The 23,599-nt window shown below is 57.6% G+C and carries 24 protein-coding genes; 19 read left to right on the forward strand and 5 right to left on the reverse strand.

Annotated elements, in window-relative coordinates; genetic code table 11:
* The first annotated feature begins 102 nt into the window (after positions 1-102).
* The 8 genes from J2W40_RS17455 to J2W40_RS17490 all read left to right on the forward strand — a co-directional run bounded on the left by J2W40_RS17455 (position 103) and on the right by J2W40_RS17490 (position 8,204).
* Entirely contained in the window at positions 103-2,418 is a 2,316-nt protein-coding gene (locus J2W40_RS17455) for a TonB-dependent receptor (protein ID WP_310227197.1), read from the forward strand.
* Entirely contained in the window at positions 2,418-3,149 is a 732-nt protein-coding gene (locus J2W40_RS17460) for an SDR family NAD(P)-dependent oxidoreductase (RefSeq protein ID WP_310227199.1), read from the forward strand. Before J2W40_RS17455 ends, J2W40_RS17460 begins: the two co-directional genes overlap by 1 nt.
* An 89-nt stretch (positions 3,150-3,238) precedes the next feature.
* A complete protein-coding gene (locus J2W40_RS17465) occupies positions 3,239-3,961 on the forward strand; it encodes a glutathione S-transferase family protein (RefSeq protein WP_310227201.1) in 723 nt (240 codons plus the stop codon).
* Positions 3,962-4,111: 150 nt separating this feature from the next.
* Positions 4,112-4,492: a nuclear transport factor 2 family protein gene (locus J2W40_RS17470; RefSeq protein WP_310227203.1), complete on the forward strand. Its 381-nt coding sequence runs from the start codon at positions 4,112-4,114 to the stop codon at positions 4,490-4,492.
* Positions 4,493-4,654: 162 nt separating this feature from the next.
* The gene (locus J2W40_RS17475) at positions 4,655-6,283 is read left to right on the forward strand and encodes an FAD-dependent oxidoreductase (protein ID WP_310227205.1); all 1,629 of its coding nucleotides are present in this window, start codon (positions 4,655-4,657) and stop codon (positions 6,281-6,283) included.
* A gap of 657 nt (positions 6,284-6,940) precedes the next feature.
* Positions 6,941-7,333 carry an IS66-like element accessory protein TnpA gene (gene tnpA, locus J2W40_RS17480; protein ID WP_310227284.1) on the forward strand — a complete coding sequence of 131 codons (393 nt, stop codon included), beginning with the start codon at positions 6,941-6,943 and terminating at the stop codon, positions 7,331-7,333.
* Positions 7,330-7,686, forward strand: coding sequence for an IS66 family insertion sequence element accessory protein TnpB (gene tnpB / locus J2W40_RS17485; RefSeq protein WP_409050400.1), 357 nt, complete (start codon positions 7,330-7,332; stop codon positions 7,684-7,686). Before tnpA ends, tnpB begins: the two co-directional genes overlap by 4 nt.
* 221 nt (positions 7,687-7,907) lie before the next feature.
* On the forward strand, positions 7,908-8,204 hold the full coding sequence (locus tag J2W40_RS17490) for a hypothetical protein (protein ID WP_310227207.1): 297 nt from the start codon (positions 7,908-7,910) through the stop codon (positions 8,202-8,204).
* Positions 8,205-8,237: 33 nt separating this feature from the next.
* On the opposite strand, the gene J2W40_RS20605 is transcribed toward J2W40_RS17490, so the two are convergent.
* Positions 8,238-8,399, reverse strand: coding sequence for a transposase (locus tag J2W40_RS20605; protein WP_409050401.1), 162 nt, complete (start codon positions 8,397-8,399; stop codon positions 8,238-8,240).
* A 430-nt stretch (positions 8,400-8,829) separates the two neighbouring features.
* Between J2W40_RS20605 and J2W40_RS17495 the strand changes: the two genes are divergently transcribed.
* Genes J2W40_RS17495 through J2W40_RS17515 form a run of 5 tightly spaced genes read left to right on the forward strand, consistent with a single transcriptional unit; the run spans position 8,830 to position 13,758 of the window.
* Complete coding sequence (locus J2W40_RS17495) at positions 8,830-9,999, forward strand: glycosyltransferase (RefSeq protein WP_310227209.1); 1,170 nt, start codon at positions 8,830-8,832, stop codon at positions 9,997-9,999.
* A gap of 29 nt (positions 10,000-10,028) precedes the next feature.
* Entirely contained in the window at positions 10,029-10,967 is a 939-nt protein-coding gene (locus J2W40_RS17500; protein WP_310227211.1) for a hypothetical protein, read from the forward strand.
* Positions 10,948-11,466 carry a DUF2141 domain-containing protein gene (locus J2W40_RS17505; protein WP_310227213.1) on the forward strand — a complete coding sequence of 173 codons (519 nt, stop codon included), beginning with the start codon at positions 10,948-10,950 and terminating at the stop codon, positions 11,464-11,466. The genes J2W40_RS17500 and J2W40_RS17505 overlap by 20 nt, the downstream gene beginning before the upstream one ends.
* A 13-nt stretch (positions 11,467-11,479) precedes the next feature.
* Positions 11,480-12,640 (forward strand): glycosyltransferase, encoded by a 1,161-nt coding sequence (locus J2W40_RS17510; RefSeq protein WP_310227215.1) that lies wholly within the window; start codon positions 11,480-11,482, stop codon positions 12,638-12,640.
* An 8-nt stretch (positions 12,641-12,648) separates the two neighbouring features.
* Positions 12,649-13,758: an LptF/LptG family permease gene (locus J2W40_RS17515; RefSeq protein ID WP_310227286.1), complete on the forward strand. Its 1,110-nt coding sequence runs from the start codon at positions 12,649-12,651 to the stop codon at positions 13,756-13,758.
* Positions 13,759-13,812: 54 nt separating this feature from the next.
* Here J2W40_RS17515 and J2W40_RS17520 read toward each other — a convergent pair whose 3' ends face one another.
* Entirely contained in the window at positions 13,813-14,871 is a 1,059-nt protein-coding gene (locus J2W40_RS17520) for an endonuclease/exonuclease/phosphatase family protein (protein ID WP_310227217.1), read from the reverse strand.
* A 142-nt stretch (positions 14,872-15,013) separates the two neighbouring features.
* Here J2W40_RS17520 and J2W40_RS17525 point away from each other — a divergent pair, with 142 nt between their 5' ends.
* The 5 genes from J2W40_RS17525 to J2W40_RS17545 all read left to right on the forward strand — a co-directional run bounded on the left by J2W40_RS17525 (position 15,014) and on the right by J2W40_RS17545 (position 20,473).
* Positions 15,014-15,532, forward strand: coding sequence for a hypothetical protein (locus J2W40_RS17525; RefSeq protein WP_310227219.1), 519 nt, complete (start codon positions 15,014-15,016; stop codon positions 15,530-15,532).
* 206 nt (positions 15,533-15,738) lie between these two features.
* Positions 15,739-16,404, forward strand: a complete 666-nt coding sequence (locus J2W40_RS17530; protein ID WP_310227221.1) for an RNA polymerase sigma factor — start codon at positions 15,739-15,741, stop codon at positions 16,402-16,404.
* Positions 16,388-17,374: a FecR family protein gene (locus J2W40_RS17535; RefSeq protein WP_310227223.1), complete on the forward strand. Its 987-nt coding sequence runs from the start codon at positions 16,388-16,390 to the stop codon at positions 17,372-17,374. Before J2W40_RS17530 ends, J2W40_RS17535 begins: the two co-directional genes overlap by 17 nt.
* 17 nt (positions 17,375-17,391) lie before the next feature.
* On the forward strand, positions 17,392-19,740 hold the full coding sequence (locus J2W40_RS17540; RefSeq protein ID WP_310227225.1) for a TonB-dependent receptor: 2,349 nt from the start codon (positions 17,392-17,394) through the stop codon (positions 19,738-19,740).
* Entirely contained in the window at positions 19,727-20,473 is a 747-nt protein-coding gene (locus J2W40_RS17545) for a DUF2334 domain-containing protein (RefSeq protein ID WP_310227226.1), read from the forward strand. The genes J2W40_RS17540 and J2W40_RS17545 overlap by 14 nt, the downstream gene beginning before the upstream one ends.
* Before the next feature lie 351 nt (positions 20,474-20,824).
* Here J2W40_RS17545 and J2W40_RS17550 read toward each other — a convergent pair whose 3' ends face one another.
* A complete protein-coding gene (locus J2W40_RS17550; protein ID WP_310227287.1) occupies positions 20,825-22,450 on the reverse strand; it encodes a recombinase family protein in 1,626 nt (541 codons plus the stop codon).
* Here J2W40_RS17550 and J2W40_RS17555 point away from each other — a divergent pair.
* Positions 22,373-22,612 (forward strand): hypothetical protein, encoded by a 240-nt coding sequence (locus tag J2W40_RS17555; RefSeq protein ID WP_310227290.1) that lies wholly within the window; start codon positions 22,373-22,375, stop codon positions 22,610-22,612. The two genes, J2W40_RS17550 and J2W40_RS17555, sit on opposite strands and share 78 nt — an antisense overlap.
* Here J2W40_RS17555 and J2W40_RS17560 read toward each other — a convergent pair.
* Positions 22,523-22,708: a hypothetical protein gene (locus J2W40_RS17560; RefSeq protein ID WP_310227228.1), complete on the reverse strand. Its 186-nt coding sequence runs from the start codon at positions 22,706-22,708 to the stop codon at positions 22,523-22,525. The genes J2W40_RS17555 and J2W40_RS17560 overlap by 90 nt on opposite strands.
* Positions 22,709-23,089: 381 nt before the next feature.
* Positions 23,090-23,425: a TfoX/Sxy family protein gene (locus J2W40_RS17565; protein ID WP_310227229.1), complete on the reverse strand. Its 336-nt coding sequence runs from the start codon at positions 23,423-23,425 to the stop codon at positions 23,090-23,092.
* Positions 23,426-23,599: the final 174 nt, after the last annotated feature.

Below are 23,599 nucleotides of genomic sequence, written 5' to 3' on the forward strand. Positions count from 1 at the left end.
ACGGACCTTCCAACCCCGCGGAAAGCATCGGGGACATAGAATGGCGAGGATGTGGCTGGACGGTCGTACGGCGACCCGCTCAGACGAGGGGAGTTGAAATTAATGAAAATGCGGGCGATATTGATGGCGTCGGCGGCTATAAGCTGCACAATCGGGTTCGGGCCTTCGCAAGCGGCGCGGGCTCAGAACAATGCGACGGCCAGCCAGGGGCCGGCGCAAACCGCTTCGGAGCAAGAGGTCGGCGAGATCATCGTTACTGCGCAAAAGCGCGCGCAATCGGTCAACGATGTTGGCCTGTCGATCACGGCGGTGTCCGGCGATACGCTGACGTCGCGCGGCGTCAACGACCCTTCGCAGCTCGCCAAGCTCGTTTCAGGTTTCAACTACAATGAAACCGCTTCCGGCAATCCAGTCTATTCCATTCGCGGGGTCGGGTATCAGGATAGCAGCGTGGCGGCCAGTCCAGCGGTGACTGTTTACGTCGATGAGGTCCCGATCTCCTTTTCCGGCGGAACGCTCGGAGCGTCATTGGATATCGAGCGCGTTGAGGTGCTCAAAGGCCCCCAGGGCACCCTGTATGGTGGAAACTCGACCGGCGGCGCGATCAACTATATCGCCGCGAAGCCCATGAATACATTATCGGCGGGCGCGAACTGGGAGTTTGGTCGCTTCACAACAAGCAACCTCACTGGCTTTGTCAGTGGCCCTGTCACCGATACGCTCTCCGTCCGCTTGTCGGGCCGCTGGCTGAAAAGTGGAAGCTGGCAGAAAAGCTATACGCGCGACGACAAGATTGGCGCGAAGGACCAGCTCTTCGGCCGCATCATTGCGGACTGGCATCCGACCGACAAGCTCAAAATCCAGCTCAACGTCAACGGCTGGCGGGATCACTCCGAATCCCAAGCCGGACAACTGATCACCCAGAATCCCGCGGTCCCGCTAGTCCCGTTGGATCCTGTTTTCGCCGCCTATCCACTTGCTCCTGCTAATGCGCGGGCCGCCGACTGGGATCCTACTCGGGATTACCAGCATCGTGACAGCTTCTGGCAGGTAAGTGGCCGGATCAACTATGAGGCGAGCGACGATCTAACGTTGACATCTATTTCCGCATATCAGGTTTACAAGCGGTATAGCCCGAATGATTTCAGTGGCACGAGCGTGCCGGTGCTTTTTCAGATCAGTTCCGGCAAGGTCAAAACGTTCTTCCAGGAACTCCGCGCGAGCATGAGCCTCGCGGAAACCGGAAATCTCACAGTTGGGGCGAATTACCAGTCCGACTCAGTTGACGAACAAACCCATCTTTTTGTGCCGGCGGGTACCCCCCGCATTGTCGGTGGTACCAATTTCGTCAATCAGAACAGCCAAGAGGTGAAGGCCAAGGGCATTTTTGCAAGCGGGGATTTGCCCATCCTTCCGGAACTCAGCATAGTGGGCGGCATTCGCTATACGAAGGTCAATCACGATTATTCGGGATGCACCAGGGACAGCGGCGATGGATCGGCGGCGGCTGCATTCACGGCACTGCTCGGCGGAGCCCTTGGTTTCACCATTCAGCCTGGACAGTGCTTCACGTTGCAGGACAATTTGCAACCCGGGCTCTTTGTCAGCAGCCTCGACCAAGACAATGTTTCTTGGCGTGCCGGTCTCAACTACAAGCCAGATCGAGATATGCTGCTCTACGTGAGCGTTAGCCGAGGTTTCAAATCACAGAATTATCAGTCGCTGGCCGCCGCTACGGCGAATACCTTGTCGCCGGTGGTGCAGGAGAAGCTGACTGCCTACGAGGCTGGCTTCAAGCTCGGCTTGCTCGATCGTCGGCTCCAGCTCAATGGTGCTGCCTTCTATTACGACTATGCGAACAAGCAGATCCGGTCCATTCGCTCTGATCTGGTTCTTCAGGGGGTCGAGGCGCTCGTCAACATTCCAAAATCGCGGGTCCAGGGTTTCGAGTTCAGTGCTGCCGTCCGTCCGCTTAGTGGACTGTCGGTTTCTTCGGCGATTACGTATGTGGATTCAAAGGTGCGTGGCGCGTTCATCGGTCTGACGCCGTCGAGCATTCCCGCTGACTTCAATGGTCAGGCATTCCCCTATACGCCGAAATGGTCGGGCAACACCGATGTCGAATATCGCTGGGCGCTCAGCGAGCGTCTGAACGCAGTGCTTGGTGCCACGGCTACATATAACAGCTCCACCAATGGCGGGTTCGGCGAGGAAGCCCTCTACCGCGTCAAAGGCTATACGCTGGTCGATCTTCGAGCGGAGATCGAAGGGGGCGACGGCAGGTGGCGCGCTGGCATCTGGGGGCGCAACATTACCAATGAATATTATTGGTACACAGCAACCCGGGCTTCGGACTCCGGGACGCGCTTTGCCGGCATGCCCGCCACCTATGGTGTCAGCTTTGGCTTCCGATACTGATGAAAGGTAAAACGACAATGTCCCAGCTGAATGAGCGCGTGATTGTAGTGACCGGTGGTGCCGGGGGTATGGGCTTGGCGATTGCGCGCGCCTTGAAAGAACGAGGCGCCAGGGTGATAGCGACTGACCTCCGGGAACCGCAGGATCCCATCGACGGAGTTGAGTTTGCCCGCCATGACATCACGAGTGAACGCGATTGGGACACTGTAATAGCCAGCGCGATCGATCGCTTCGGCAGGCTCGACGGATTGGTGAACAATGCAGGTTGGGGTGAACTGGCACCTTTTCAGCAAACCGAAACAGAGATGTTCGAGAAAACGCTACGCGTGAATCAAATTGGTACTTTCCTCGGCATGAAGAAAGCTGCCGAGGCAATGAAGGATAAAGGGGGCGCGATCGTGAACATCGCCTCCTGTGTATCGATGCGAGGCGTTGCCGGCCAATTTGCCTATAGCACCAGCAAGTGGGCCGTTCGCGGCATGACCAAATGCGCCGCACTCGACCTCGCGGCCCACGGCATACGGGTAAACTCCGTCAATCCCGGGCCCACCGACACGCCGATGATTGCAGCATTTCCTGGTGAGATGCGCGCGGCGGTTCAGAGCATGATACCGATGGGCAGATTTGGAGATCCGCGCGAGATAGCGGCGACCACGGCATTTCTGCTGTCCGATGATGCAAGCTACATCACCGGTGCCGAAGTGGAAGTAGACGGCGGCTTTTTTGCCTGATTGAGGCAAAGCCGGTTTCACTTGAGACTATGCCCTAGCCTGCCAGTGATCCTAATGTTGATGCATGCTGTTAGATAAGGACCAGAACTATGATTGATCTCCACTTCTGTCCCACGCCGAATGGCTGGAAAATCGTGATAATGCTGGAAGAAACAGGCCTTCCCTACAACGTCATTCCTTACGATATTTTCCAGGGCGAGCACCTGAAACCCGAATTTGCGGCAATCAATCCCAATCACAAAATTCCGGCGATCGTCGATCAGGATCCGATCGGCGGCGGCGCTCCTTTTCCGGTATTCGAAAGTGGAGCGATTCTTATCTATTTGGCGGAAAAGACCGGGCAATTCATGCCGTCCGATCCACTTGGCCGGTCCTTGGTTTTGCAGTGGCTCGTCTGGCAGGTCGCTGGTTTGGGACCGATGTATGGCCAGTTGAATCATTTTGGCCGCTATGCACCGCCGCCGCAGGAATACGCCCATACCCGCTACCTGAAGGAGTCGGAGCGGCTCACGCAGGTCCTCGAAAACAGGCTCCGTGTGTCGGAATTCTTGGCTGGCGAGTATTCGATTGCCGATATGGCAGTGTTGCCGTGGGTCATGGGAACCAAGATGTTTGGTATCGACCTGGAGCAGTTCCCGAGCGTAACGCGGTGGCTCCAGACGCTGAGCGAGCGTCCGGCTGTGCAAAGCGCTTATTCGAAGAAAGCAACCGAGCCTAACCCGAAATACATGCAGGAAAAGGCAAAGCTAAATGACGAGGAATGGTCGAATGCTTTTGGCGAAAAGCAAATGGCTTCCGTTAGAGTTGGTTAGAGTTTGGCTGCGAGTATTGGTGTCGTGCGCGCTGTGTGGACGCTGCGTTTCGTAATCTGCTGCGCTGGCATGATCGTGCCAGCGCACGCCGCCGATGGCCGTGATTGCTAAATCGCGGCCAGCCATCATTCTCGGATTTTGGAGGTCAAGATGTCAAATCAAGAGCGCTTGAAACAGCTCGCTGACGACATGATGCGAGCAACCGAGGTTTGTGATCTGGCGCGCTTGGATGAAATCTGGTCTCCGGATCTGGAGCTTTGGTATAATACCACTCAACAAACTCTACGAAAAGAGCAGATGTTTGGAGTGATAAATGGCCTGTCAGAAGCAATTGAGGGTCTCAAATTTACCAATGTTCGCCGTATTTACGGAGACGACGGTTATGTCGAGCAGCGCGACACGTCCGGTCGCATGAACGGAGTAGGCTTTTGTTTCCGGACTTGCATCGTCGTCGAAGTCTTGGATGGAAGAGTTATCCGCGTTGATGAATGGTGGGATTCGGCACAAGATCCGAGAAATAAAGGCTCTTAAGATCGTAACTTATGTGTTGCGGCCCGTTGATCTTGAAGCACCACTTGTCGGATTCGCGACTTGTTGATGGTTTAATCTCTACATGCAGGTCGTGGTTCATCTTAATTATCAGCTTGTATGCGAGCTTTGAGCTTTAATTAAACCATAACTTTTGTTATAGACTTGATACTGGAGATTGCGGTGGATGTTCCTGTAATTGTTGCAGGTGGGGGACCTGTCGGTCTTGCTACCGCCTTTGAACTTCAAGCCCGCGGTGTCGACGTCCTTTTGGTAGAACGAAACCCTTCGACCACGCGTCATCCCAAGATGGACGTCACGAACGGTCGCAGCATGGAGATTTTCCGGCGCCTGGGGATTGCAGAGGCGATCCGCGACGTTGCGGTTTCCCGCAGCAATCCGATGGACGTTGTCTGGGTAACACGGCTGGCGGAGTGGGAACTGGCGAGGTTCCATTATCCGAATGTCGACGAGGTCCGCGCGCTGATCAAAGAGCGCAATGACGGTTCCCAGCCGCTTGAGCCCAATATGCGACTCAGTCAGGTGGTTCTCGAACCCAAGCTGAAGGAATTCCTAGAGAAATGCCCGCGGGTCGAAATGCGCTTCGGGTGGGCGTTCGAGGGTTTCGAAGAGGACGACGAGGCCGTCACCGTCAAGCTTCGCGAGGTAGCTAGCGATAAGATCGAATATAAACGCTGTGCCCTGCTCGCCGGCTGTGACGGCGGCGGGAGCCTGACGCGTGAGCAACTGGGTTTCTCGTGGCAGGGCAATTTGAATGTCGCCCGCTTTTACATGGTGCATTTCCATTCGGATGCGACGGACCTTCTCCAAAATTTCGGCATTGCCTGGCACTATCAGTCGCCGCTGGGTAGCACGCTTATCGCGCAGGACGACAAGCAGATCTGGACGATCCACTGCATACTTCCCGAAGATGTCGACGCCTCTTCGATTGAACCGGAGCGGCTGGTATTCGAAGCCCTCGGCCGTGAGTTTCCGATCGAGGTGATCCAGGCCAACCCGTGGTCGGCTCACCTGGTCTGTGCGAACGGCTATGGTCACGGCCGCGTATGGATGGCTGGAGATTCGGTACACCAAGTAATCCCGACGGGTGGCTATGGGATGAATACCGGGATGGGCGATGCTGCCGACCTCGCGTGGAAATATGCTGCTGTCCTAGAAGGCTGGGGTGGCCCGAAGCTTTTGACGAGTATCGACACGGAACGTCGTCCCGTCGGCGAGCGAATAATAGAAGCATCCGGCACCCACATGCGGACAAGGTTGCGGATAGCCGAGGCGTACAATCCGATGATCCATGAGGACTCGGTCGAAGGTGCTCAAGCTCGTGCAAATTATGGCAAGCTGATCCAGGATCTCGGCAATCTCGAAAACGAGGCTCACGGGATCGAATTAGGATATCGGTATCGCAGTTCTCCGATCATCTGCCACGAAGATGACGAACCGCAATGGCAGGTGCGCAGCTATGTACCGAGCACTTGGCCGGGCGTAAGAGCGCCTCATGTTTTCCTTGAGTCCGGCACAGCCATCTTTGATTTGTTCGGACCTTGGTTTACTCTTATTCGCTTCACGGACGCATCACCCGAACCTCTTCTTCACGCCGCAAGTGAACGAAACGTTCCCCTGACTTTGCTCGACATAAAAGAGCAGCATGTTCGCGGCATCTACGAACGCGACTTTGTTCTCATACGTCCAGATCAGCATGTTGCGTGGAGAGGGAACACCATGCCGGAGGACCCATTTGCTGTGATTGATCGAATTAGGGGGGCAACTGAATAGCAAGCTATTTTTCGTCGCGCATGAGCCTGACTGCGGCCGCCCAAACCTAGCGGTGAAAATCATACGCTTGGGTTGAAGCGAGCCAAAGCGATAGATCCATGGTCCTCCGGTAGCAGCTTTATGATAGACCAATGCCGCCTTCCCGGACCGGCCCACCTTCGGGGCTTTGCACATCTAGTCGCGCCAGCAGCCGACTAATCCGCCGCCGTGACATCCCAAGAAGTGTTGCCGCATCCTGAACTGGCAGTTCGCGGCGCTGCACTCGAAGCAGTGAGATGACCCTGCCGCGCGACAATCAGGGGTTCTTCCGCATCTTTGGTGCAGTCTGCTCGATGAAGCTTTGGAAGCCTGGCCGATGGTCAGGCGGCCAGCAACACTCGCTGTCGCAGGAGTTGGTAGTGCGCTCGTCCGTACATCGTAAGCGGGGCCTTCATCTTTCAATTACCCACAAGTGGTCGCGAGCGCAATTCCGTTGGCCGCATGAGCGTTGCTCGCCTGGAATCAGGCATGATTCATTCCCTGGCACCTGGAATGGTTGGCGGGGTGCAACGTGGAGACGTCCGTTTTCGACGCGGCAGTATGGTAAGCGCCGACGGAACGTGGCCTTGTCGGCATCACCGAAATAGGAAAGCTCGCAGCCTTTAAGGAGGCGTGAGCATGGATGGTGAGCAGTCGAACGAGGCTCGTATGAGCGGTCGCGGGGATGGCGGAGCGCTTGTACAGGTGGAGCGGCGTCGGATTTGGAGCGACGAGGAAAAGCTGGCGATCCTGAAGGAGACGACGGAGCCGGGGGCGATCGTTTCGGCCGTGGCTCGGCGGCACAGCATAGGAACCGGCCAGCTTTACACCTGGCGCAAGCAACTGCTCCGCGGAGCGATGGCAGGCTTCGTGCCTGTCGAACTGGCATCGTCTTCGCCGTCGACCAAAGCGGGGGAACCAGGGCGGATCGAGGTTCGAGGGCGGTGCGGCCTGACGGTGTCGGTCGATGGCGAAGTTGATCGGGCCGCCCTGAAACAGGTGCTCGATGTCCTGCGGGAGCTGGATCATTGAGCCTGGCGTTCCCGCCTTCGACGAAGGTCTACCTGTCGCTGGCGCCGTGCGACATGCGCAAGGGCTTTGACGGGCTCTCGGCGCAGGTGCGCAATATCCTTCAGCTCGATCCATTCTCCGGCGCGGTCTTCCTGTTCCGCGGAAAAAGGGGCGACAGGCTTAAGGCCTTGGTCTGGGACGGATCAGGGCTATGCCTGTATGCAAAGCGTCTTGAGCGCGGAAAGTTTGTTTGGCCACGTGCCCATGAGGGTGCGCTGCGGCTGTCGGCAGCCCAGCTTGCGATGTTGCTCGAAGGCCTGAACTGGAAGCAGGCGATCATCCACGACGAGGTCATCACGCCGAGCCTCGCATAGTGAAAATGATCAGGAAAACCGCCATTTTATGTAGGTTTTACTGTGGGCTTCCGCTATTATCTGCGGCATGCGGTTCGCCCTTGATCGCCTTCCCACTGACCCGGTCCTCCTGCAGAAAATGCTGCTGGAGATGGGGCACGGTTGATGCGGCACCACCGGGTTCGTACGACGGAGCGACATGTCTGCTTACGCTGCACTTTCTCGACAGAAGCGAGCGGCTGATGACCTTGAAGAACATCCAACGGCGGCTGAAACCGGGCGCGCGCCTTGTTGTCGCCCATCACAGCGCGCCGGACGGAACGGCGGAGCGCTGGTTGGCGCGTTCGGCCGCCTTTGCCGACCGCGCCAGCATTGATTGGGGAAAGGCCGTATCCTCGGCAGAAATAGCTGGGCGTTTGCCGCTGCTTTCGGGTGCCGAGGAGGAAGACCTACTATGCGAGGCCGGGTTCTCGGATGTCGAGCTCTTTTATGCCGCCTTCTCGTTCCGTGGCTGGGTGGCGACGGTAAGCGAGGCCTGAGCGCATCCCGCAATAACCGCGCCGCCAAAACCTTCATACTTGGGCTGCGAGAATGTTCATGGTGCGCTTGAGGTGGTAGGCGATGGCGGTGACGTGGACCTGTACGGCGGCTTTGGCGAGACCTCGCCATCGCATTCGGCGCAGGCCGTACCAGCGCTTCCATGTCCCGAAAATCTTCTCGATCCGGCCACGCACGGGGGGGGCTGGTCGGTTCCATCATGGAGCTTGCGCAGCGTTTCAGGTTCGTCACGGCCCACATGCCGGTGGCGAATCGACGCGGTGCCGCCCGGAGGCGATCGCCGCTCGACGACTCGCAGCGTCGCTTCTTGGCGCAGATCGTCGAGAGTGGCCCGATCCCGGCATCGCACGGTGTCGTACGCTGGCGGCTGATCGCTCTGCGCAGTGTGTGTGGGACGAGATCGCCATCAGCATCAGCAAGCAGACATTGAGCCGGGGACTGCGCTCCATGGGGTATATGGCGCATGACGAATGCCGCTCTGGTGTTCGCCCGCACGGCATGAGAGCGACGCGGTTCATCCAAGTCCATGCGGGCGTCGATGACAAGCAGTAGATTCCGCCGCAACACACAGTGCGGGTTTTAGATACGGTTGGCGTCTAGCCGGGCATGCGCATTGCCATTCCCATCCATAGCTTCGAACCAGGAGGGGGCGAGCGCGTCGCCCTGCGTCTTGCCGAACATTGGCGAGACGCAGGGCATGATCCCGTCATAGTCCTCGGCCGAAGTCGCGGCGCATGTGTCGGTACCGCTCCCAACCTCGATTATCGCGTCAGGAGAGAACCGTTTTCGACCGATGGTTGGGAAACGATCTGGATGATTTGGTCATCCTTCCAGTTTCTGCTTACGGAAAAGGTCGATGCGGTCTTTTGCCCAGGCAACACCTACACCGTTGTATGCGTAGCAATGAAGCTTCTTCTCGGGGATCGATGCCCTCCCGTTCTCGTCAAGATCAGCAATGATCTGGAGCGGCGTGATCTTCCGATGTTTATCCGGCCATTTTATCGATCTTGGCTAAGAGTACAGGGTGCCGTCCTCGACGGCTTCATTGCGATTGCGGACCCGATGCGCGTCGAAGTCGAGCGCGAATTGGCGGTCGCCGAAAACAGGGTCAGCGTCATTTCCGATCCCGCACTATCCCAATCTGAACTGCATAGGCTTTCCGGTGCAGGATTGGCCAAAAAGCCACACCCCGGTTGCCGCTTCCTTACGATCGGCAGGCTTGCCGCGCAGAAGAACCAGATATTGCTTCTCGAGGCATTTGCACGTCACGCCCGGCCCGAAGACACGCTGATCATTGCTGGCGATGGTCCTGAGCGCAACAGACTGGTCGAGCGAGCCAGCACGTTACGCCTTCGATCGCAAGTCCGGTTTGTCGGGCACGTCGACGATGTTCGAGTCCTGTACGAAGAAGCAGACGTCTTTGTCCTTTCGTCTCGCTACGAAGGAGCGCCAGCCGTTATTCTGGAGGCTCTGGCCGCGGGTCTGCCGATCGCCGCGACGAACTGCTGCGTCAGCATGGAATGGCTGACAGGCTACGGGCAATTTGGTGTGGTGGTTCCCCCTGGCGATCCCGATGCTTTGGGTATTGCGATGAACGTCGCGAGGCTCCTGCGACCGGATCGATCGGCCATGCAATGCCTTGCCGCCAGTTTCACGTTGGAAAGCTCGGGTCAGCTCTATCTGTCCAGTCTCGCGGCTTTGGTCCGCGATGCTAATCGTCAACGTCGCGAGAAAATGCGCGGCGGTGTGCGGGTATGGCACGAGGGCGGAGTCTAGCGGGCCTGACCAATCAGCAAGGCCCCGGGATGCCCGATCAAACCATGGCGCTTGCGCCGACTGGAACGTTCGCGTTCGAACCACAAGATCGCAAGGCGAAGCCGGCTCCGAGCGGCGTTCTTGGTACGATGCTCTCGCTGGTCGTTGCCGGCGCGGCGATCTACCAGGTGAGAGACCTCGATTTTTCGATGATACTCGCGCTGGTGCCGACGTCGCCGACATTTTGGGGCCTATTCGCTGTCAGCTATTTGATCGGACCGGCAGGCGACTGGTTCATTTTCCAACGTCTTTGGGGGATTGGGGCCAGCGCCTTCGGTGCTCTGGTCCGCAAGCTCATCTACAACGAACTGCTGGTCGGCTATCTAGGAGAGATCTATTTCTACGGTTGGGCGCGCCAGAACCTCAAATTCGTGACCACGCCTTTTGGAGCGGTCAAGGACGTCGCCGTGCTTTCGGCTATTGCGGGCAATGTAACAACCCTCGTCTTTCTTGCCGTAGCGTTCCCTTTGGCGAGGATGCTGTCGCTTCATGACCATGCGACCGCAATCTCTCTGTCGCTCGCGTTCGTGATCGGAACTTCGCTTGCAGTCTTGCTGCTGCGCCGTTCGCTTTTTTCACTGGAAAGAAAGGAGCTCAGGATGGTCTTCGCGGTCCATCTCCTGCGAATTCTTGCGACGGCGATTCTCTCAGCTGCTCTGTGGCATCTCGTGCTGCCGGACGTCGAACTGGGCTGGTGGCTCATTCTGGTCACTATCCGCCTTTTGATCTCCCGACTGCCGTTCGTGCCGAACAAGGACGTCGTCTTCGCCGGAATAGCGGTGTTCGCACTGGGTGGCGCTGTCGAAATGTCGGCACTGATGGCGCTCATGGCGGGACTGACGCTCGCGGCTCATATGCTTGTCGGGTTGGGCTTCGCGCTTGGAGACCTGTTTTCGAAAGGGAGAAGCCATGAAGCGCCTGCTCGTTAGCGTCATGGGGAGCCCCTTTTTAATCGCCGCTACCATCCCATCGACGCCGGACCTTGGGACGGCGGAAGGGCGATGCCGTTCCCATGAACCTGGACCCTCGTTTCTGGTCACCGTCGAGGGGCTCAAGGACCGCAGTGGCAAACTCAAGCTCGAAGTTTATCCGGCAAATGACCCGGACTTCCTCGAAGATGACAATATCCTGATTTCGGCCGGCAAGACCTTTCGCAGGGTTGAGCAGTCAGTCCCCGCTTCGGGGCCAGTGCGCCTGTGCGTACGGCTTCCTTCGGCAGGCAGCTATGCGGTGAGTCTGCTGCATGACCGGGACAGCAACCGGAAATTCAGCTGGCGCGTCGATGGCATCGGATTTGCGGGCAATCCAAAGCTTGGATGGAGCAAACCTCCCGCTTCCGATGCCACCGCGATAGCGCGCTCGGGCCCGACACAGATCGAGATTGTGATGAACTATCGGCGCGGCTTCGGCATGCGCCCCATTCGATGATTGGAACTTGCCGATGAAAATCGTGGATGTCTGTGCCTTCTACTCCCCCAGAGGCGGTGGTGTAAAAACCTATGTCGGCCAGAAGCTCGCGATAGCCGAGAGAATGGAGCAGGATATTACGATCCTGGCCCCTGGCGACGACGATGCGGTTGTCGAGTTCGGCCCCTGCGCCCGCATACAGACGATAGCCTCCCCGCGCTTCCCATTGGACCGAAAATACTGGTACTTCAACGATGAACGATCGCTCCATGCCGCACTCGACACGTTGGCGCCGGATTTCGTCGAAGCGTCCTCGCCGTGGCGAAGTCCCCTCATGGTAGCAAATTGGCGGTCAGCGACACCCAAGTCGCTTGTCATGCACGCCGATCCTCTGTCCGCCTACGCCTATCGGTGGCTGGAACCCCTCGTCAGTCGTGAGATGATCGACCGGAGATTTGTGAGATATTGGGATCACTTGCGACAGCTCGGGCAACTTTATGACGCGGTTGTTTGCGCCAGCGACGATCTGGCTTCGCGGATGAAGGCAGGCCGTGTCGGTAATGTCGTCACAGTCCCGATGGGTGTGGAGGCGCAACGCTTTTCGGCCGGCAAGCGCAATGAAAACCTGCGTTCCAGCCTTCTCGCCCAATGTGGTCTAGGCCCTGACGCAACATTGCTAGTTGCCGCAGGCAGGCTTGCGCCGGAAAAGCGTGTGCCGATGCTGGTCGAGGCGGTGACGATCGCTGGTCGGCATCGCCAACAGGGCCTCGCGATCTTTGGCGAAGGTCGCGACGATACGAATATCCTGCGGTCGATCGGCGGGAATCCTCATATTCGGCTGTTTCACCCCGAACGCGACCGGGAAAGATTTGCCAGCGTTCTGGCAAGCGCCGACGCTTTCGTGCACGGCTGTGAGGCCGAAACTTTTTGCATGACGGCCGCAGAGGCAAGCGCCAGCGGCATACCCGTGATCGTGCCTGATCGCGGCGGTGCCGCTGACTTTGCCAGGGAAGGGAGAGGCCTGTCCTATCGTGCAGCGGACCTCGAGGACCTGGTGCGCGTCATTCTCACTCTGCCAAACGGCTTTGCCGCGCGCTCGCCCAGTTGCAAAACGCGAGCAATGGACGATCATTTCGCAGCCTTGTTTGCGATCTATCAAAACCTGACCTCGGGCGAACTTTCTCGGGCGGCTTGAGCGCGGCAATGCCTTTTCGCGTCCTTACCCTTGATCGCTACATTCTGGGCCGAATACTCGGAACGATGGGCAGTGTCCTGGCCGTGGTCACGTCACTGATGATCCTTGAACATCTTCCCCGTCTCCTGGAGATCACCCGCCTTTCGGGGCATCGCGGATACATCGTGGTACATACTGTCGCCGCTTTGCTTCCGGAGTATGGCGGCATCGGTTTACCGGTGGGGCTGTTTCTGGGCATCGCCTTGACCATACGAAATCTCGCACTTGGCGGTGAGCTGGACGTGATCGAGGCGTGCGGAATCGCTCCATTCCGTTGGATGCGCTTCCCACTGGGGCTCGCTGCGATGGTGAGCGTTCTGACAATATTAAACCAAGGCTGGTTGGTGCCCGCCGGTGAAACCAAGCTTGCGGCAATCGCCCAACGCATGGAGGCCGGTGAATTTGGTCATCGGTTAGAGGCAGGGCAGTTCATTGATCTTGGATCCGGAAGCGTATTGCTGTTTGAGCAAGTCGATGCGGTCACCGGAGACCTTGTCGGATTGTTCCTGCGGGCAGAAGAAAATATTATCACCGCAAGGCGTGGACGCTTTTGGCAACTGCCCTCGGGGGGGACAGCTATCGAGTTGCGCGACGGACAGATCGTACAAGAACGCCATGCAAGGGTGGTTGATTTCGCCCGTTTTGAGTACCGCGTTGGCGACGAAGACGGCGCGCCAGACAAGGAGCCAGAAGACGAATTTCTGAAGCGGGTCGATATCGGAATGCTATGGGAAGATGGCGCAACGTCGAGTCGTTCGGCCGTCTATGGACGATGCCTTTGGGCAGCGCTCGTCCTACCTTTACCGCTGCTGGCGCTGATCTTGGGCAAGCCCCCCAGGCGACAGTCGGGAGCAGCCGGCATTCTCATTGGCGTAGTTTTGCTTGTGCTGGGTCTTAAAATGATAACTCCGCTAATTGACGGTCACTCGAGCCAGCCCGAATTACAGGCCACCGGCATTCTCGTAGCCTGGGGCTTATTCGTTTCCGTGCTGGTCAGGGCCGAGAGGGTCTTCGGTCAGGGCTATGTCGATCTTTTAGTCAGCCGGATTTTCCGACGCTTCCGCCGATGGACCGCGTAGCCGATCGTGATATCCCCGGCGCGGATCGCTACCGATTTTATCAGTTCAGTCCTCTCACGCGCCAATCGAATTACAGGCTCCCAGACATTCACGAGTGTCGCGTCGCTGGAATGAAAAGTCGAGGACGAAGCCGGCATGATCGGAAAGCGGCGCCGGCGAGGTGATTGGGAAGGGGACCCATGCTCGTTCGGGTCGGAGCGAAACCCTCAACCCATCGCGGAAGAGTATCTTGTCCTTGTTGCGCCCTACGATCCGTTGTGCTTCGCTCCGCGAACCTGAGATGACACCGCCGTTGGTTAGAACGGTCCTGAGACCATCGCTCTGGGTACCCTCGATAAGTGGTTGCGATAGGGCCGCTATGCGTGCGGGCGCTTGTCCCGTGTTGAAATCTCCGCCGAAGATGACCGGCGTGCCGGAGGGTAGCACTCTCGCCAGGAATTGCCGGACTGCGGCGACTTGCCAGGCGTAGGCACGATCGGCCCGTTCACTCGCCACACGCGTTGCGCGGCGCGAGTTAAGGTGTGTGTCGATAACGGCGATCGGTCCGCCGGTCCCCGGGACATCGATCCAAGCTACAAGAACGCCCTTTGCTGCAAGACAGTCATAGCCCGCACACGCGCCTTCGGGAAAAGCATAGCGCTCTATTCTGATGACCGGATAATCCGAAAGAATTGCAAGTCCGCTATTGATCAGGCTGCCGCTCGCTTCACCTTTGACCCATTGCGCACCCTCGGCAAACGCCTGGCCCAATGGCTGAGGCTCATCGGCCCTGGAGAATTGAGGGCCAGTGACTACATATCGATAGCCGCCAGCCTCGCCGAGCGTATGGGCACCGTCACCGAAGGCTTCCTGCAACAGGACAACATGGGGCTGGGCATTGCTCAACCGCATCGCGGCAAGGCGCTGCCCCATTGCGGAAATTGCTTCCTCGCGACCACCCGCGATCGGCCAAGGCAAGCCCTTGATGTTGTAAGACATGATCGAGAGTGCGCCGGCAGGTGTGGGCCAAGTGGATCTATGAGCCAGGTCCACGTCGTAGCTGGGCGACGACGTGACCGGCGCACCCAGAAGAGCTGCAGTGTTGATTAAGGCAAAAGTTCTGATAGCGATCATACATCTTGCTTCCCTGGAGGCTCGGGCCCGCAAGACGCCATCTTCTGCCGATTCCCGCACTTTCTCGCGCATGTGCGGGTATGCGTAGGCTTCGGCGTCTAGCGGTCGGACAAGCGGACGGAGCCGCCAAAAGGAACCAAGCATGGGCAGCATCAACGGGATCGGGAGATCTGCATTGGGGGTGCTGTCGCGTTCTCTCTTGGCTAGCGCAGCACAGACACAGACACAGGAGAATGCTGGTGTAATGGAACGATCCGTGGTTGATGCTCGAGGAGAAAATCCGCAGCACGACAGAATGCGAGGCACGATCTCCCGTGGCGGCCAGCTGCGCACGAACGCCAGGTCAGGCATGCTCGACTGGGGCACAGGCGGTTTCGAGTTACAGGGGGAACGTACCGGGCCAGCGAGCAAGGTGATCGATACCCTTCGCCGGGGCAGTCGGTGGCAGCGAACATATGCGGCAGATCTGAGTTTTTGGGAGAACGCAGCTCTCGGTATTGCGTTAGCAGCCGGAGCGCGCCTTGAGCGCCCAAATAGTGGAGTGGCTGGAGGTCCGCTGCCCTCCGCGTCAACAAAATCTGTAGCGCAAATGGCTTATGTCGGCGCGCAGATAAGCGATTTTTCATCCATCACATTGCTTGCGTTCGATAATGGAGGATAGTCTGAAGGCGCAGCCCCAGGGCTTATTGGCCGCATCGTGGATGGAGAGTCCGCCGCGCGCAAAGGCGTCGCGATCGAGATCGGAAGGTTTGGATTTCGGCCCCGAAATGCCCGGTAGGAATCGCAATTCATGTTTCGGGTGGAACGTGCGCATACCACCGCAAGGTCGGACACATCGGCCAACTTATCCTGGAAAGTCGGATTGTAATGCCCGGAACCGTTAAAGAGCTCGCGTCGTCGCCTTACTCATTGCTCCGGCGGCAGCCCCGCCCCTATGAAGGCGGAATGTCACGAGAGTGCGAAGATTCGCGCGCAGGCGAAACAGGCCTGACGCAGCTACTGGGCGACATGCGCTCCGAATTGTTGCGCTTCATGCTTGTGCGCGGGTGCAACTCTGCAGAAGTAGAAGATCTGTTGCAGGATCTCTACGTGAAATTGACGATCATCCGTACCGGTCCTGTGAGTAACCCGCGGGCCTATCTCTATCAGATGGCGAACAACCTCCTGCACGATCATCGCCGCGCACGTCGGCGACAGCTGGCGCGAGACGATCAATGGACGCGCAATCGGGTAGGCTCCGATCTTGAAAAGGACGCCGCACCGTCGCCAGAGGAGAGCGCAATCGCGCGCGACGAGCTCGAGCGCGTCAACGAGGCGCTTGCGTCGATGCCGCATCGGACCGCGCAAATTCTGAAGATGTATCGGCTCGACGGTCTGTCGCAAAAGGCTATCGCAAACAGCCTGAATCTCAGCTTGAGCGCGGTAGAAAAGCAGCTCCAGCGGGCTTATCGCAGGCTGTTGATCTTGCGCAAAGAACTGGATCGCACCCCGCAACGCTCGCAAAAGGAGGCAGACGATGTCAGCTTTTCCTGATCGCGCCATGGTCGAGCAGGCAATAGCCTGGCACCTTCGGCTCAAGGATACGGACGAGGATGCGTGGATTGAGTTCGCCGAGTGGCTAGGTGCCGATCCCGCTCATAACAACCTCTATGAAGCGGTCGCAGACGGTGATGATCGTATGCTGCCCGTGCTCGAACGAGCAACCTTTCCCTTCAACGATCATCACGAGCAACCACCGGAGTTCGGCAATGACGAGGATGGTCCTGCTTATGTTGTGGGAGGCGAGGGGGGCCGCCGGAATCGCTGGCGCTGGGGTGCGGTGGCAGCTACGATAGCGCTGGCCGGCCTCTTCGGGGTGCAAATGCTGCCCAATCGGGATGCGCATTATTCAATCGAAACTGGCGCAGGCGAGACTCGAACCGTCTCACTTGCGGATGGAAGCGAGATTCAGCTCAACGGCGGCACCAGGATTGTCCTCGACAAGAACGACGCCAGATTGGTGAAGCTTGCCCGAGGCGAAGCACGGTTTTCTGTCACGCACGACGACGCTGAGCCGTTCACCGTCGTCGCCGGCGAGCAGCGTCTGGTCGATATAGGAACGGTGTTCAACGTGGTCCGCACCGATCGGCAGCTTCGCGTCGGCGTGGCGGAAGGCGCGGTGCGTTTCGAGGGTACGGCCCAGACTGTCAATCTTCAGGCCGGTGATAGCCTTGCCGCCGACAATCACGGGAAAGTAAAAATTTCGAAGGATCCGGTCGCGTCGATTGGGAGCTGGGCAGGTGGCAAACTCGTCTACGATCAAGCTTCTTTGGAACAAGTCGCCGATGATCTGTCCCGGTCGATCGGCATATCGCTCGAGATTCCACAAGGAATGGGCTCCAGGAGCTTTTCAGGCGTGATCCAGACTGGTGGCGATCGGGATGCTGTGCGTGCAAGGCTGGCAGAACTGATCGGTGAAAAGATCGTCGCTGACGGGACACGCTGGTCAGTCGAAGTTCGGTGAGCAGTAATTGTTTTATTGTGAGCGCGCTGATTGTCTGCACAGCGACAGCATTCCCAGCGCACGCTGCCGAAGAATTCTCGTTAGATGTTCCGCCAGGACCATTAAACGTCGCGCTTATATCTTTTGCCACCCAGGCGAACGTATCCATTGACGCCAGTGATCCGGAACTACGGTTGGTCCAGGTTGCGGGCCTAAGGGGACGTTTCAGTCTTCGCGAAGGGCTGGGGCGACTGCTAAAAGGCACGGGATACGATTCTCGAATTTTGCGCGGAGACGTGGTGAGGGTGTTTCGCCGACCCACCCGTCTTGTTCCTGGCCGTCGGACGGCGGCGACATCCCATTCGCCCCGAGCCCCGGTCGATCTTCCGTCACCACCCGAACAGATTATCGTCACTGCAAGCAAACAGAATGTAGCGCTTGCCGACTATCCGGGCGACTTCCATGTTGCGCTTTTCGACGAAGTACACAGCCTTCATCTTGGTAGCAGGGGGAGTGAGGCCTTGCTTCGGAAGCTTCCGAATCTGACTTCAACCAATCTCGGTTCGGGTCGAAACAAGATCTTCGTCCGGGGAATCGCTGATAGCAGTTTCAACGGACAATTGCAATCGACTGTCAGCCAGTATTTCGGAGAAAGCAGACTTACCTATAGCGCTCCTGATCCCGACCTCGCACTATATGACATCGAAAAGGTCGAGGTGGTCGAGGGCCCCCAGGGGGCCCTCTATGGCGCAGGCTCTCTAGGCGGCGTGATCCGAATCACACCGCGCGTCCCCGTGCTTGGCGAGTACTCGGCCAGTGGAACCGCAGCTATCGGCGTGACCGGCAAAAACTTAGGCGGAGACGGTGCCATGGTTGCCAACATTCCGGTTGGCGAACGCGCTGCACTCCGACTTGTCGGATATCGTATCGTACGTCCCGGTTATATCGACGATGTCAGACGCGGCCTTTCCGACGTAAATCGTACGACCGTATTTGGAGTGCGGGCAACCTTTCGCATGGAGTTCAATGCTAGGTTGAGCATGGACGCCGGGATCGTGTCTCAAGACACGGGCAGCAAGGACGGCCAATATACCGATGGTCCACGATCTTCCGCACTAACCCGTCGGTCTTTTGTCGCCCAACCATTCGACAATGACTACCGCCTGATGTTCGGAACGCTCCGGGCGGACCTCGGCTTCGCCAAGCTCGTGTCGAACACGTCCTATACCTATCACCCGATCGACATAGTATTCGACGCAACGTCGCCCAGCATGCAAGTTCCTATAGTTTTCAGAGAGTCCATGCAGGTTAAGCTGCTGACTCACGAGACCCGGCTTTCAGGATCGACGGACTGGATTTCAACTTGGGTGTCCGGCTTTTCGTTTGCGCATAACATCAACAATATAGATCGGTTTCTCGGCCCCGCTGACACGCTCGCGATGATCTCCAATGTTCAGTCGGAAACCTTGGACGCCGCCGTGTTTGGCGAGGCGACAGTGCCTCTGTGGCATAATGTCTCTATTACTGCGGGAGGGCGGCTGTCTTTTTTTACGCGATTCGATGAATTCAATACCGGGGCGGGGAGAGCTTTAGTTGAGCCAACCCGTCGCCAGACACGGTTTCTGCCGACCGCTGCTCTTGCGTGGAAGCCCTGGAAAGCTGCGATTGGCTATCTACGGTATCAAGAGGGATTCAGGCCAGGAGCTGAGCAGCTGACAGGAAGCGGGGATCAAGCCGAGGTGAGCCGCTTTCAGCCCGACGCGGTCCGTACAGCTGAGATTGGCATGCGCTTTGGCACCGATGACGGCTCACGGCTGTCAGGTGGGCTTTCTTATGCCTATTCACAGTGGAGCAGGGTGCAGGCCGATCTCGTAACAAATTCTGGTTTCCCCTATATTGCCAATCTCGGCTCGGCGAAGGTGCACTATGTCTCGGCCAGTCTCGGCTGGAAGGCGACATCGGAGCTTAGCTTTGATTTGTCGGGATTCTACACAGCCAGTCATCTTGATGGGCCTACATCTGGGTCCGGAACCGATGTGGAGCGGAACTTGCCCAATGTTGCCGACAGTGGTTCGCGGCTCACCGGTAGCTTCAAGCGCCGGATCGGGAACGCGAAGATTACGCTCGACGGGTCGGTCGGCTACATCGGAACTTCGTATCTAGGTGTCGGCGCTCCTTTCGATATTTCGCAGGGGGATTATTTCGATACAGCTATGGGCGCGCGGGCCGAATTTAGCCGCTGGGGCGTTTCATTTGACATCGACAACCTGTTGGACAGTCGAGCCAATCGCTTCTCTTACGGCAATCCATTTTCTGTGGCCGATGGAAATCAACGCACACCGCTGAGGCCCAGAACGATAAGGATCGGGATCGATGCGAGGTTCTGACAGTCGCGCTCTGCTTGCATCGATTCACGATGTCGGACCAGGGTTTGAGAAGGAAGTTGACCGGCTCGTCGGGCTGATGACGGATACGCTGCGATGTTCCCGCTTTGCCATGCTCGTCGTACCCAATCATTGGGGGTGCCACCCGATCCGCTCGGGCTCACCATTTGCTAACCGTCTTCGGGCTTGGTCCGAGAGCGGTATCGAGATGTTCGTGCATGGCTGGTATCACAAGGACATCGTCGAACACCATGGCATCAAAGGTCTGAAGGCGAGATACATGACGGCGCGCGAAGGCGAGTTTCTTGGTCTTTCCTACAGCGAAGCGGCTCGGAGAATGGAAGACGGGCGGGCGCTCGTTGAGGATATCATCGGTCGGAAAGCCGCCGGGTTCATCGCACCAGCGTGGCTCTATGGGTGGGGAGCAATGGAAGCCTTGCTCGACAGCAGCTTTGACATTGCAGAAGATCACATGAAGGTCTGGATCCCGCAGACAGGTAAGGTCGTGGCACGCGGGCCGGTGATCACCTGGGCCAGCAGATCCACTGCAAGGACGGCGTCTTCCGTGGCCTTCGCAGCGCTCGCTTGCAAGGTGCTTCATCCGCTCAGAACGATTCGGGTGGCCGTGCATCCGAGCGACATAAGCAAGGACTCGATTCTATCCAGCATTGACACAACGCTGAGATGCTTTGCCAAGAGCCGCCAGGCCGGAAGTTACCAGTCACTTCTGAAATAGCCACGAAATGGCGGATGCACGTCATGATGGCGATTGCGGTGCAGCTTACGATAGATCGTCGAGGGATGGCGATGCAGATGCCGACAGGATTCATGTCTCAAACACCTTCCTGCAAAAACGATAAAACCCTATAAATCCTAGGGTTTCGCACTTCGATCTAGAATCCGCCCGAGAACATGATTAAAGCTTGATAATAATAGGTATGTTAAACTCATGCACCTCTGCTCTGAACAGATGTCTGTGGAACCGATAGCGGCCTGACCAAATCTCAGGGCATTTCATCGCATATCTTGCAATGTGGGGTACATAAGGGGGTGCTTGATATCTGAAATCTAAAAATGGTTTTATAAATCATAGGGTTATCAAAGGTGGTAGTTGACCTAAGGGTCCTACTCCCGCAACCATCTGAAATTGCGATACCCCACCGGGGATCGCAGCCTTCGAAATACCCGCCCTTGAGGCGGGTTTTTTGCGTTCTACCGCAATCGTGAGGATGCCCGCCAGATCGCCGCGCACGTCGATCTTTAGCTCGTCGTCTTCGGGAACAAGAATGATCGCGTCGATGAGCGAACGGATAATCTCAGCCGCCTCGAAGCGCTTGTTCTCGTCGTCATGCTCCAGGGCCTGATAGAGATTATCAAGCTGCGCCCGATAATGGTGCGCCATGTTTGGATGGAGCAGGGGAGGAGGCTCCTGGGCCTGCGCGAGGCCTCGTTCAAGTTCCTTCTTGCGCGTTTCCAATCCAACCATCTTGGCGTTGATCTTGTCTGCGGCACCGCCCCGCAGAATCAGGTTCACCAGCATGTCGAGATCACGGTCAATTTTGCCAATCTCTGCCCGCGCCGCCGCGATAGCAGCGCCAGCGCCCCCCCTCATGCGGTTCATCTCCCTGGTGAACTCGTCACAAAATTCTGCGAACAGGGTCGGGTTCATCAGATGATGGCGCAACGCATGAAGCACGCGTTCCTCCAACCGATCGCGTCGGATATTGAGGCGGTTGTCACAGGTGCCTTTATTCCTAGCAGCCGCGCACCCCATCATCGCTGCCGAAATCATCGTGTAGGCACCGCCGCAGCAACTGCATTGCAGCACGCCGGACAGGAGATATTTCTGGCGCCGGCGTTCCCATAATTGCGTGGTAGAACTATCCGATCGCACGATCTGGCAGGATTTTTGCCGTTCTTTGGCCGCCTGCCATAATGCATCGTCGATGACACGCATTTCAGGCACCGCCTGGACGATCCATTCGGATTCTGGGTTGGGGCGCGCTTGTCGTTTTCCTGTATCAGGATCCTTGATAAAGCGTTGCCGGTTCCAGACCAGCTTGCCGATATAAAGCTCATTGTTAAGGATGCCGGTGCCGCGCTTGGGATTGCCATTTATGGTGCTAAAGCCCCAGGTGCCGCCGGTCGGTGCCTCGATACCTTCTTTGTTCAGCTCGGTTGCTATCCGCTTGGCCGATTTGCCAGCGACATAGTCGCGGAAGATGCGCTGGATCACGCTTGCCTGTGCGTCATTGATGGAGCGGTCGCCGCGGATCAGTTCGCCGTTGGCGTCGAGTCTTTTGACGATGTCATAGCCATAGCTGTTACCACCGCCCGATTTGCCTTTCTCGACCCGGCCGCGCAGGCCCCGTCGTGTCTTGTCGGCGAGATCCTTGAGAAAAAGGGCGTTCATCGTACCCTTGAGGCCGATATGCAGATGGGTGATCTCGCCTTCCGACAGGGTGACCATCTTCACGTCACCATAGGCCATCCGCTTGAACAGCCCGGCAATATCCTCCTGATCGCGCGACAGGCGATCCATGGCTTCGGCCAGCACAAAGTTGAAGCGGCCGCGACTGGCGTCTGCGATCAGCGCCTGAATGCCCGGGCGCAGCAGCGAAGCGCCCGAAATGGCATGATCGGTATATTCCTCGACAATCTGCCAGCCCTGCTTTTCGGCATGCAGGCGACAGATGCGCAACTGGTCGGCAATGGAGGCGTCACGTTGATTGTCGGAAGAATAGCGGGCGTACAATGCAACCTTCACGGAACGGAACTCCTCTTTTCAGGAGCGGGTCGTGCGACGCTCCTCCAGCATCTCCAGATAGGCCTTCCGCGCGGCACGACGAGCAAGCAGGCGAACCAGCTTGACTAGACGCGGATCGGGGCTGCTGCCAGAAAATGCAAGGCTGAGCACCGGCTCATCAGGCCGGGACGACTTCTTTCGCTGCTGACGGCTACCGGTCGCCATCGTGAATCCGTTTACAGCAGATTGCAAGATGATTTGGGTCCGGCTCGTCCCGCCGGAGCGCTAAAGCTACCCGGCGGAACGGGAGGCTTTCGTTTTGAGATCGATCTCGCCGAAACCCGGCGATCAATGAAAAGACAATCACTTGGCATGCCCTACACTGGGCCTGCCCGCCACGTTCCCGATCATGCCTTGGAATGCGTCGTTCTGCAACGGTGTCAGTTTTGCAAATTGTTGCTGGCACCGACATCACTCGATTAATCCAGCGGGCGATGGTGGCGGAGTAGGGCAATCATCGAACCTTACCGGATACCCAACGATCCACCTGCACGTTCCAAAAGCGGACAGTTGTTTAACGAACACGGGCTTCTGCCAAGCGTTGCATCAACCGGATTTGCGCTTGGCCCTGACCTTGGGAGCAGGCAATTCCTGGGATGTTATACGAATGATCTCGGCAAGCCACTCACGGTCATCCCACTTGTCCGCTTCGATCAGGATACAGGGCTTTGCACCGGGATATGGAGGGGCTTCTTCCGCACCGGCAGCGAATGCCCGCCCTCCAACCGTGGGCTTCACGAATAGCTGGTCGTCGCACACCAGTGCGACCATTTTTCCATCGCAATAAATGCCGAATTCGCCAAACATCTCCTTGGTTGAAACGGTGCCGCCGCCTGCCATCTGCTCAACAAGGAATTCAACGGTTTTACGATCGGATGCCATAAGGCGATATCGCCGGTCCTGATGAAAAGGTCGAGGGTCAATCGACCCTTTGTCGTCCTTCCCGGTCGCTTTTCCATTCCCCGGAAGCGGACATAGAACAGGATGCGGTTGCCGCCTTCTCAACGTCCGGAATGTTGGGCAGTCCTAATAGTCGGCTTTTGAGACCAAGATCGC

The organism is Sphingobium xenophagum, from assembly GCF_031457465.1.
In the GTDB taxonomy this organism is placed as follows: domain Bacteria; phylum Pseudomonadota; class Alphaproteobacteria; order Sphingomonadales; family Sphingomonadaceae; genus Sphingobium; species Sphingobium xenophagum_A.